The 10,155-nt window shown below is 60.6% G+C and carries 10 protein-coding genes; 6 read left to right on the top strand and 4 right to left on the bottom strand.

Annotated elements, in window-relative coordinates:
- Positions 1 to 76: 76 nt before the first annotated feature.
- The 3 genes from VFO93_RS16930 (at position 77) to VFO93_RS16920 (ending at position 3,686) form a co-directional block, all read left to right on the top strand.
- Positions 77 to 1,648, top strand: a complete 1,572-nt coding sequence (locus tag VFO93_RS16930) for an alpha-L-fucosidase (RefSeq protein ID WP_325135558.1) — start codon at positions 77 to 79, stop codon at positions 1,646 to 1,648.
- Positions 1,649 to 1,837: 189 nt separating this feature from the next.
- Positions 1,838 to 3,034 carry a signal peptidase I gene (gene lepB / locus VFO93_RS16925; RefSeq protein WP_325135557.1) on the top strand — a complete coding sequence of 399 codons (1,197 nt, stop codon included), beginning with the start codon at positions 1,838 to 1,840 and terminating at the stop codon, positions 3,032 to 3,034.
- 157 nt (positions 3,035 to 3,191) lie between these two features.
- Positions 3,192 to 3,686 (top strand): HNH endonuclease, encoded by a 495-nt coding sequence (locus VFO93_RS16920; protein ID WP_325135556.1) that lies wholly within the window; start codon positions 3,192 to 3,194, stop codon positions 3,684 to 3,686.
- Between the two features lie 129 nt (positions 3,687 to 3,815).
- Here VFO93_RS16920 and VFO93_RS16915 read toward each other — a convergent pair whose 3' ends face one another.
- Positions 3,816 to 4,718, bottom strand: a complete 903-nt coding sequence (locus tag VFO93_RS16915) for an alpha/beta hydrolase (protein WP_325135554.1) — start codon at positions 4,716 to 4,718, stop codon at positions 3,816 to 3,818.
- A 199-nt stretch (positions 4,719 to 4,917) separates the two neighbouring features.
- On the opposite strand from VFO93_RS16915, the gene VFO93_RS16910 reads away from it, so the two are divergent.
- Positions 4,918 to 6,153: a DUF3298 and DUF4163 domain-containing protein gene (locus VFO93_RS16910; RefSeq protein WP_325135553.1), complete on the top strand. Its 1,236-nt coding sequence runs from the start codon at positions 4,918 to 4,920 to the stop codon at positions 6,151 to 6,153.
- Positions 6,154 to 6,167: 14 nt separating this feature from the next.
- Here the strand turns inward: VFO93_RS16910 and gpmA are convergent, their stop codons facing one another.
- Genes gpmA through VFO93_RS16895 form a run of 3 tightly spaced genes read right to left on the bottom strand, consistent with a single transcriptional unit; the run spans position 6,168 to position 7,480 of the window.
- Positions 6,168 to 6,857, bottom strand: coding sequence for a 2,3-diphosphoglycerate-dependent phosphoglycerate mutase (gene gpmA / locus VFO93_RS16905; RefSeq protein ID WP_325135552.1), 690 nt, complete (start codon positions 6,855 to 6,857; stop codon positions 6,168 to 6,170).
- Between the two features lie 45 nt (positions 6,858 to 6,902).
- Positions 6,903 to 7,238 (bottom strand): type II toxin-antitoxin system PemK/MazF family toxin, encoded by a 336-nt coding sequence (locus VFO93_RS16900; protein ID WP_325135551.1) that lies wholly within the window; start codon positions 7,236 to 7,238, stop codon positions 6,903 to 6,905.
- A complete protein-coding gene (locus tag VFO93_RS16895; RefSeq protein ID WP_325135550.1) occupies positions 7,226 to 7,480 on the bottom strand; it encodes a hypothetical protein in 255 nt (84 codons plus the stop codon). Before VFO93_RS16895 ends, VFO93_RS16900 begins: the two co-directional genes overlap by 13 nt.
- A gap of 48 nt (positions 7,481 to 7,528) precedes the next feature.
- On the opposite strand from VFO93_RS16895, the gene VFO93_RS16890 reads away from it, so the two are divergent.
- Both VFO93_RS16890 and rpsA read left to right on the top strand, forming a co-directional pair.
- Entirely contained in the window at positions 7,529 to 8,143 is a 615-nt protein-coding gene (locus VFO93_RS16890) for a hypothetical protein (protein ID WP_325135549.1), read from the top strand.
- 126 nt (positions 8,144 to 8,269) lie between these two features.
- Positions 8,270 to 10,153 (top strand): 30S ribosomal protein S1, encoded by a 1,884-nt coding sequence (rpsA, locus tag VFO93_RS16885; RefSeq protein WP_325135548.1) that lies wholly within the window; start codon positions 8,270 to 8,272, stop codon positions 10,151 to 10,153.
- Positions 10,154 to 10,155: the final 2 nt, after the last annotated feature.

Raw genomic sequence — 10,155 nt, 5'->3', positions numbered from 1 at the left:
AGATGCTTCGCTGCGCTCTGCATGACTCGAATTTCAAAATCTAAACACACCAGCACTATTTGCAGCCCTTTCTCCCGTGAAAAGACACCTGCCTAACTGCCTGCGCCAGCTGGCGCAAAAGCCGCTGCTACTAGGCTGCGGCCTGGGGCTGCTGGGGCCGCACGCGGGCTTGGCGCAGCTGTATTCGGCCACGAACTACGTGCAGATTCCGGCTGGTAGCTCGGCGGCGGCGGCGGTGCGACGGGCGGCTACGGTCACGCCGTCGGCGCGGCAGCTGCGCTGGCAGCAGCTGGAGCTGACGGGCTTTATTCACTTCGGCATCAATACGTTTACTAATAAGGAATGGGGCGATGGCACGGAAAGCCCGGCACTGTTCAACCCCACCGCGCTCGATGCCAGCCAGTGGGTGCGGGCGTGCAAGGCGGGCGGCATCAAGCAAGTGATTCTCACGGCCAAGCACCACGATGGCTTCTGCTTGTGGCCCTCGGCCTACACCGCGCACTCGGTGAAAAATAGCCCCTGGAAAAACGGCCGGGGCGATGTGGTGCGGGAGGTGGCGGCGGCCTGCCGGGCGCAGGGTCTGGGCTTCGGCGTGTACCTCTCGCCGTGGGATAGAAACTCGCCCTTTTTTGGCGACTCGGCCAAGTATAACGACTACTTTGTTAATCAATTAACGGAGCTGCTCAGCAACTACGGCCGCGTCGATGAGGTGTGGTTTGATGGGGCGAACGGCGAAGGCCCCACCGGCAAAAAGCAGGTTTACGACTTCAACCGCTGGTACGCGCTGATTCGGCGGCTTCAGCCCGCGGCCACCATCGCCGTGATGGGGCCCGATGTGCGCTGGGTGGGCACCGAATCGGGCCAGGGCCGCGAAACCGAGTGGAGCGTGGTGCCGCTCGACAGCCAGCAGCAAGACAAAGTGGCGGCCGCGTCGCAAAAAGAAGTCAGCTTCGCGCCCAAGAACATGATGGACAACGACCTGGGCAGCCGCGCCAAAATCCGTACCGCACCCGCCCTGGTGTGGTATCCGGCCGAAGTGGACGTGTCCATCCGGCCGGGCTGGTTTTACCACCCCGCCGAAGACGCGCAAGTGAAAACGCCGGCGCAGCTGGTCGACATTTACCACAGCTCGGTGGGGCGCAACGGCGTGCTGCTGCTCAATATTCCGCCCAACCAGCAGGGCCTGCTCAGCCCGCCCGACGTTGCCAGCCTGACGGGCTTCCGGCAGGCGCTCGCCAAAACCTATGCCACCAACCTGCTGGCCGCCGCCCAGGTCAGCGGCCCCAACGCCCAGCAGGCCAAGACCTTGCTCGATGCCAACTACGCCACGTACTGGACCACCACCGGCCGCGATACCACGGCCACGCTGACCTTCGCGCTGCCCGCGCCGCAGACGTTTGACACCGTGCTGTTGCAGGAAAATATCGCCGTGGGGCAGCGCATTGAACGCTTCGTGCTGGAGTATCAGCGCGGCGTGCAGTGGCTACCGGTGGTATCGGGCACCACCGTCGGCTACAAGCGCATCCTCACGTTTGCCCCGCTGCGAGCGCAGCGGGTGCGGCTGCGCATCACCTCCTCGCGGCTGAATCCTACGCTGTCGGCGCTGGGGCTTTATAAGCAGGCGCTGGTAGGGGGGAAGCGGCCTTAAATAAACGCCTGTCCTTGCGAGCGCAGCGAAGCAATCGCATCAGGACGAGTTGTTCGGGTTCCGCTCGGGTGCGATTGCTTCGCTGCGCTCGCAAGGACAGATGATAGCAGCGCACCTGCCCAACAACTCGTTTGTCGTTGTTTCTTTGCCAGATAATTTACTGGCCAGCCCTGCCTGGCACTCTGTTTCATGCTCTTTCGCAAAAACGACCCTTCTGCCCCGCCCGCCCCGCCCAAGAGCAAATCGCGCGAGTGGACCGACTCGCTGGTGTTTGCCATTGTGGCGGCCACGCTCATCCGCTGGGCCACGTTTGAGGCGTACACCATCCCGTCGCCCAGCATGGAAAACTCGCTGCTGGTGGGCGACTACCTGTTTGTAAGCAAGTTGCACTACGGGCCGATTACGCCCCAGACGCCCTTGCAGGTGCCGCTCACGCACCAGACCATCCCGATTCTCAACATCAAGAGCTACTCCGACGCCATTCAGCTGCCCACGTACCGCTTCCCGGGCTTCAGCTCCATCAAGCGCAACGACGTGGTGGTGTTTCACGTGCCGCACGAAACGCAGTTTCCGGCCGACCTGCGCACCAACTACATCAAGCGCTGCATCGCGGTGGCCGGCGACACGCTGGAAATCCGCCAGGGCCAGGTGTTCTTGAACGGCCAGCCGGGCGTAGTAGCGGGCCAGCCCGAGACTACCTACTTTATGCAGGTCGACTCGCCCGACGACGCCGTGCAGCAGGACTTGCACGACCACGGCATCGTGGAGTACAACTCGACCGTTGACAGCTCGCCCTCGCCCGATGGCCGGCCGAGCGTGGTGACCATCCCGGCCGACTCGGCCGGTGGCAAGGGCAAAACCGGCTATATTTTCAGCTGCACGGCCGAAACCTACGCCTACCTGCAAAAGCAGCCCTACTGCAAGAGCATCGTGGTGTACACGCAGCCGACCCAGCTTTTCCCTGACCTCGTGGATTTTAAGGTGGATAACAACGCTGTGAGCCACAACATCCGCGGCTGGCAGCTCGACAACTACGGCCCGCTGCCGGTGCCCAAAAAGGGCCAGACCATTGCGCTGACGCCCGAAAACTCGGCGATTTACTATAAAATCGTGAGCCAGTACGAGCACAACCAGAACATCACCTGGGACAACAAGACCGGCCTGATTCTGCAAAACGGCCAGCCGCTGACCAGCTATACCCTCAAGCAGAATTATTACTTCATGATGGGCGACAACCGCCACAACTCGGAGGATTCGCGCTTCTGGGGCTTCGTGCCCGAAGACCACATCGTGGGTAAAGCCTCGCTCATCTGGCTGTCCATCGACCCCTACGCCAACTTCTGGCACAAGGTGCGCTGGGGCCGGCTGTTTCATACTATTGACTAAAGTTGGGCGGGCCTGGTAGCCCGCCGCGGCGCTTAGCACGGCCCCCAAAAATTAGCTCAACAAACAAGGCCCCGCCGGTGGAATCTTCCCCGGCGGGGCCTTGTTTATGCGGTTGGTATCTAGTAGCTTGCAGCTACATAGTTTTCGCCTACCGTATATGGACCAAAAAGTGCTTGTACTAAATGGCGACTACACCGCCATTACCTTATGCAGCGTACAAAAAGCCTTCGTGCTTTTATTTCTGGATAAAGCTGAGATGGTGGCTAAGTCGGAGAATGGCGTGATGCGAACCATCTCGCAGGCGTTTCCCAAACCCAGCATCATCCGCCTGGCGCGCTACGTGCGCGTGCCCTACAAGGGCATTGCCCTCAGCCGCCACAACATCTTTAAGCGCGACCAGGGTGAATGCCAGTATTGCGGCTCGACCAAAAACCTGACCCTCGACCACGTGATGCCCCGCTCGCGCGGCGGCGACTCGGGCTGGACCAACCTCGTGGCCGCCTGCTCGCGCTGCAACCACGCCAAGGGCCAGCGCACGCCCTCGGAGGCCGGCATGCCCCTGCGCACGCAGCCCAAAAAGCCCAGTCTCACGAGCTTTTTGAAGCTCTCGGCCGGCACGCTGGATAAAACCTGGCACGCTTACCTGGGCTAAGTTTTCATTAATAAAAAACGCCCCGCTGGTCAGCGGGGCGTTTTTTGTTGGCAGTTGCGCGGACTTTGTAGTCCGCGTTCGGCTGCACGCTCACGCACGCGGACTACAAGGTCCGCGCAACGGGCAACGCTACTCGTTTTCGCTGCGGATGGGTTGGGCCTCAATCTCGCCGTTGTCGAAGTCTTCCTGCACGGCCTGGCCGTTCACAAAGGTCAGAATGTCGCGGTTGAGGCGGTCCTTGGCCGTTACGTTGAGGCCGTGGGGCTCGCCGTCGTACACGACCAGCTGGGCGTTGGGCACGTGCTTCACGGCTTGCTCGGCGCTGTTGGCCAGCGGCACGGTTTCGTCGGAGCTGCCGTGGATGAAAAGCGTCGGCACCTTAATGGTGGCGAGGTCGGCGCGGAAGTCGGTTTCGCTCCAGGCTTTTACGCAGGCCGTGGTGGCGCGGGGCGAAGCCATGAGGGCCATGTTCTGGCTCCAGTCGAGGGTAGCCTGGCTTACGGGCTTGCTCAGCAAACCCACGCCGTAGAATTTCTTGCCGAACGAGGCCAGGAAGTCGGGGCGGTCCTTGCCGAGGTTTTCGATGATGTCGTCGAAGGTTGACTTATCAACGCCGTCGGGGTTATCGCCGGTTTTGAGCAGGTAGGGCGTTACGGCGCTCACGAAGATGGCGCGAGCCACGCGGGCCCCATCGTAGCGGCTCATGTAGCGGGCCACTTCGCCGCCGCCCATCGAAAAGCCCACCAGCGTCACGTTTTGCAGGTCGAGCTCGGTGAGGATGGCGTTGAGGTCGCTGGCCAAGGTATCGTAGTCGTAGCCGTCCCAGGGCTTGGACGACTGGCCGAAACCGCGGCGGTCGTAGGCCACCACGCGCTTGCCGTGCAGGGGCAGCTCGGCCAGCTGGTACTCCCAGGAGGCGGCGGCCAGCGGCCAGCCATGAATGAGCACGATGGGGTCGCCCTGGCCGTAGTCGCAGTAGTGCAGCTCGACGTCTTTACCCTGGGCATCCTGGCCCACTTTGATGAGATTCATGATTGAGAAGGAAAAGCTGAGGTTTAGGAGAAGTCCTGGTTCCATTTACGGAGGGCTTTCAAGGAAGGATTAACGAAGCCCGAATTTTATAAGTACCTGGCTTAGCCGCTTAACATTCAAATAATAGAACACCGGCTTTCTCACTTGCGCCAGCCGCCACGAGGCGGCCGGTGGCGGGCCATTACCGTCCTTTGCTGCCATGAAACGCCTTTCGAGTGCCTGCGCCCTATTGCTCGGCTTAGCCGCCTGCCACAGCCAAACCAGCCAGCCGGCCGCCACCGAGGCCGCTGATGTGCCCCAAGCTGCCCGGCCCGCCACCGCGCCCCCCGTGGCCGACTCGCCGGGCGCGGCCTACCGCGTGTACCGGGGCCTGCTGGCGGGCCAGGCCGACAGCCTTACGCTGCACCTCGTTACGGCCCCGCAGCCGCGCTACGACACCCACGGCCCCAGCAGCCAGGGCAGCTACTACGGTGCCGACGGCCACCCCTACCAGCTCAGCAGCCAGCCCAGCGCCCCCGACAGCCTGGTGCTCAACGACTATAGCCCCGAGCACGGGGCCGGCCCCACCGGCCAGGCCCCCACCTGGCGGCTGCGCCGCCAGCCCGATGGCTCGCTGGCCGGCACCGCGGGCACGCAGGCCGTGCGCCTGCGCCCGGCCGCGCTGGCCGGAGGGCTGGGCTTCGCGGTGCGCTGTTTCACCGATTCGCTAGCCGCGTACCCGAAAGAGCCGGCTACCTCGCCCAAAGCCCGCCTCTACGTGCAGGCGCTGGTGCCCACGGGCGGGCCGGCCGCCGTGCGCCAAACCTTGCAAAACAGCCTCTTGCGCGACCTGCGCGGCGACACGCTGGCCAGCGCGCCAGTGGTGGCGCTGGACAAGCTATTCCGGCAGCAGCGCGACACGCTTTTCACCAGCTACCGCGATGAGGTGGCGGAACTTGTCAAAACGATGCCCGCCGACGAGCGCCCCTCGGCCACGCTCAATTACGAAGAGCAGACCTCGACCCAGGTGCTGTACCAGGGCGGCGACCTGCTGAGCCTGGGCTTTTTCACGTACTCGTACTCGGGCGGCGCGCACGGCATGAACACGACCACCGGCGCGAGCTACGACCTGCGCACCGGCCGCCGCCTGCGCTACGACGACATTTTCCTGCCCGCCGCCCAGGCGCAGCTGCCCGCGCTGCTGGCCCAGGCTGTGCGCCCACTCGTGGGCCTCAAGCCCGGCGAGCCGCTCGACAGGGCCTTATTTGTAAAGCAAATGCCCGTAACCCGCAACGTGTTTCTGACGGCGGGCGGCGTGGAATTCATTTACCAGCCCTACGACATCGCGTCCTACGCTCAGGGCGAGGTACGGGTGTTTTTGCCGCTGGCCCAGGTGCGGCCGTTGCTGCGCCAGGGCCTGCCGCTGCTGGCGGGTGGCACCGTAGCAGCGCGCTAGCTGGTCGCGCCTACTCACTGCAAATAGTAGTGCCGCAGGCGGTTGAGGTTATCATCGAGCTCGTACACCAGCGGCACGCCGGTGGGTATTTCGAGTTGCATCACCTCCTCGTCCGTCAGCTTATCGATGTACTGCACCAGCGCCCGCAGGCTATTGCCGTGGGCCGATACAATGACTTTCTGCTGGTTGCGCATGGCTCGCACGATGCGCTCGGTCCAGAAGGGCATCACCCGGTCGAGGGTCGTGCTGAGGTTTTCGGTGAGGGGTAGCTCGCGGTCGGTGAGGTGCTTGTAGCGGATGTCGTGGCCCGGAAAGCGCGGGTCTTCGCGCGTGACGGCGGGCGGCAGCGCGTGCGGGTCGCGCCGCCACAGCTGCACCTGCTCGGCGCCGTACTTATCGGCCGTTTCGGCCTTGTTGAGGCCTTGCAGCGCGCCGTAGAAGCGCTCATTGAGCCGCCACGATTTTTGCACCGGCACCCAGAGGCAGTCCATTCCATCGAGCACGTAGTCAAGCGTTTTGATGGCCCGGCGCAGCACCGAGGTAAAGCCCTGGTCGAAGGTGTAGCCGTGCTTTTTGAGAATCTGGCCGGCCTGGCGTGCTTGCTGGCGGCCGGTGTCGGTCAGGTCCACATCGGCCCAGCCGGTGAAGCGGTTTTCGAGGTTCCACTGGCTTTCGCCGTGGCGGATAAGCACGAGTTTTTCCATTACAACGAGATTTTCTACCAAACAGCGATAACACCTGTTTGTAAGCTAGTACTGGAATAACTCCACTAGCCGGTCGCATATTTCCTTAGCCGTAACCGTTGAGATAACGCCCAGCTTACGCACCAGCCGCGTTTTATCTACCGACCGAATATGGTCGAGCGCTACTTGCCCGTCTTTGCCCTGAAACTGGCAATCGACCCGCGACGGGTAGGCGCGCTGGCTGCTCGTGAGCGCCGCAATAGTTACCGTGCGCAAATGCCGATTCAACTCGTCGGGCGAGATGACGACGCACGGCCGCGTCTTGTTGATTTCGCTGCCCTGCGTGGGGTCCAGGTTCACCAGCCACACCTCGAAGCGCTGGGGCGCAGCTACCACTGCCATTCGTCCTCTGAGCTATCGGTAAAGCCTTCCAGCAATTCGCCTTCCGGCTCCTGTCCGGCCGCTAGCGCCGCCTGCATCTGGGCTTCCCAGCCCTGGCGGGCGGGCTGTATTATTGGCGTGATGAGCAGGCCTTCGGGCGTAGGGCGCAAGTCTACTTCGCCGGCCAGGTGATATTGTTGCAGTAGCTTCTTAGGCAACACGATGCCCTGGGAGTTGCCGACGCGGATAAGACGGGTATGCATAGCACGAATGTACGAACAAAGTAATTACAATCAGTATTAAATCTACCTATGAGCAAGCAAAAACTTACTCACAAAGAACGTTTGCGCCAAATGATAGAAGAAGCTGAGGCTGACCCTATTATTAGCGCTGAACTCATTGCTGTGCAAGAGTGCATTAAAAAGCCTAAGCCACAAGCAGTGCCAGCATTGCTAAAGCTCTTGAAACCGAGCCTGCACCAAAGCACGAAGTGGTTTATTACGATGGTGCTTGAAGCAATTAAAGACGACCGAATTATTCGTCCGATGCTAAAAGCAGCAAAAGCTCCTGAGAATGCTACCTGCCGCTCTTTTTTTCTCTGGCCTCTCACCACTTACGATTGCACAAAACACCTTGCTTTTTTCGCAGATTTCATTGTGAGCTTGCATGAGCCTAATGAAGCCATGATGGTAGCCATAATGATTGTTCGGGCTATGAAAGGACCATTTGAACCATCTGTAGCAAGAAGCAGTATCCGTAAACTCCTTATGGAAATTAAAACTCCAATGCCTGCGGAATGGAAATTAGAAACTGAGGCTTACAGATTAGAGGCGGCTGACTTTATAATGGCAAAATATTTTAACCATACCGCCAAGACATTCTGGAAGCCAAGAAATGGCAGCGTACCAATTAGCAAAACTGCCTGAAAATCCGTACCTTTGCGGCCCCGTCAAGGTGGCGGGCCGGTGCTTTTAGCTTCGGTATCAACGCAAAATGCGCTCCGCTTTGGGTTCCGGCGGTGGCGTTCAGTAGTTTAGGAGCCTGCTAGTAACATGGCAGAATTGGTTGACGACTTCGACTGGGACAATGTTGGAGCAAGCGGCTTTGGCGGTAACTACAACGCCGAGCAGCGCGCCGAGCTGGAAAAGCTGTATGGCGACACCCTCACTACCGTTCAGGAAGAAGAGGTAATTAAAGGCACCGTGGTGGGCATCACCGACCGCGATGTAATCCTGAACATCGGCTTCAAATCGGACGGCCTGGTGCCCCTGAGCGAATTCCGCGACATGCCCGAGCTGAAAATCGGCGACGAGGTTGACGTATTCATCGAAGACCAGGAAGACGCTAACGGTCAGCTCATTCTGAGCCGTAAGAAAGCTAAAATCAAGCAGGCTTGGAACGCTATTTACGCGGCCCTGGAGAATGATACCGTGCTGGAAGGCGTGGTGAAGCGCCGCACCAAAGGCGGCCTCATCATGGAGATGGATGGCGTAGAAGCTTTCCTCCCCGGCTCGCAAATCGACGTGAAACCCATCCGCGACTTCGACATCTACGTTGGCCGCCGCATGGAAGTGAAAGTGGTGAAAATCAACGCTGCTTTCGACAACGTGGTTGTTTCGCACAAAGTCCTGATTGAGAAGGACCTCGAGCAGCAGCGCGAAGCCATCCTGAACAACCTCGAAAAAGGTCAGATTCTGGAAGGCAACATCAAGAACATGACCAACTTCGGCGTGTTCATCGACCTCGGCGGTGTCGATGGTCTGCTGCACATCACGGACATTTCGTGGGGCCGCATCGCTCACCCGAGCGAGGCACTGCAGCTCGACCAGAAACTCAACGTGGTTGTGCTCGACTTCGACGAAGCCAAGAAGCGTATTTCGCTGGGCTTGAAGCAACTGACGCCCCACCCGTGGGACTCGCTGCCGGCCGACCTCGGCCCCGGCTCGCGTGTTCAGGGCCGCATCGTGAACGTAGCCGACTACGGCGCGTTTATGGAAGTGGTACCGGGCGTTGAAGGCCTCATCCACGTATCGGAAATGAGCTGGAGCCAGCACCTGCGCAACCCGCAGGACTTCATCAAGCAAGGCGACACGGTAGAGGCAGTAGTACTGACCCTCGACCGCGAAGACCGCAAGATGAGCCTGGGCATCAAGCAGTTGACCGAAGACCCGTGGACCCGCGGCGACTTCGCTGACAAGTTTGCCGTAGGCACCAAGCACAGCGGTACGGTTCGCAACCTCACCAACTTCGGCCTGTTCGTAGAGCTGGAAGAGGGTGTAGACGGCCTCGTGCACGTGTCGGACCTGTCGTGGACCAAGAAAGTGAAGCACCCCTCGGAAGTGGTGAAAGTAGGCGACAAGCTCGACGTAGTAGTACTCGAGCTCGACATGCCTGCCCGCCGCCTGGCCCTGGGTGTGAAGCAGTTGGAAGAGAACCCCTGGGATACCTTCCAGACGGTATTCACCCCCGGCTCGGTACACAAGGCTACCATCACCGAGAAGTCGGACCGTGGCGCGGTACTCGAACTGCCTTACGGCATCGAGGGCTTCGCTTACCCCAAAGGCCTGGTGAAAGAGGACGGCACGACCGCCGAAAACGGCGAAGCGCTGGACTTCCGCGTTACTGAGTTCTCGAAAGATGACCGTCGCATCGTGCTGTCGCACACTGCGGTGTACAACAAAGAAGACGAAAGCAACCGCGCCAGCAACTCGAAGTTCGCGAAGAAAGCCCCCGCTGCCAACCAAGGCGAAGGCAAGCTGAGCGACCTCAAGAAGCCCGCTGAGAAAAACACCCTCGGCGACCTCGACGCCCTCAGCGCCCTGCGCGACCAGCTTGCTGGTGCCGAGCGCCAGGCTGGCGAAGACAAGCTGCGCGCCCGTCAGGACACGCCGCTGGCCGGCAACTCGCCCGACAACGCCGAGATTCAGGGTTCGTAATC

Origin of the sequence: Hymenobacter sp. (assembly GCF_035709525.1) — a bacterium.
GTDB lineage: Bacteria > Bacteroidota > Bacteroidia > Cytophagales > Hymenobacteraceae > Hymenobacter.
The sequence above is the reverse complement of the archived record's forward strand: the minus strand, read 5'-3'. Positions and strand labels throughout refer to the sequence as shown.

Excerpts from the sequence above, each read along its gene's own strand:
- lepB (WP_325135557.1), top strand. The coding sequence starts at position 1,838 with ATGCTCTTTCGCAAAAACGACCCTTCTGCCCCGCCCGCCCCGCCCAAG.
- VFO93_RS16920 (WP_325135556.1), top strand. The coding sequence starts at position 3,192 with ATGGACCAAAAAGTGCTTGTACTAAATGGCGACTACACCGCCATTACC.
- VFO93_RS16915 (WP_325135554.1), bottom strand. The coding sequence starts at position 4,718 with ATGAATCTCATCAAAGTGGGCCAGGATGCCCAGGGTAAAGACGTCGAG.
- VFO93_RS16910 (WP_325135553.1), top strand. The coding sequence starts at position 4,918 with ATGAAACGCCTTTCGAGTGCCTGCGCCCTATTGCTCGGCTTAGCCGCC.
- gpmA (WP_325135552.1), bottom strand. The coding sequence starts at position 6,857 with ATGGAAAAACTCGTGCTTATCCGCCACGGCGAAAGCCAGTGGAACCTC.
- VFO93_RS16900 (WP_325135551.1), bottom strand. The coding sequence starts at position 7,238 with ATGGCAGTGGTAGCTGCGCCCCAGCGCTTCGAGGTGTGGCTGGTGAAC.
- VFO93_RS16895 (WP_325135550.1), bottom strand. The coding sequence starts at position 7,480 with ATGCATACCCGTCTTATCCGCGTCGGCAACTCCCAGGGCATCGTGTTG.
- VFO93_RS16890 (WP_325135549.1), top strand. The coding sequence starts at position 7,529 with ATGAGCAAGCAAAAACTTACTCACAAAGAACGTTTGCGCCAAATGATA.
- rpsA (WP_325135548.1), top strand. The coding sequence starts at position 8,270 with ATGGCAGAATTGGTTGACGACTTCGACTGGGACAATGTTGGAGCAAGC.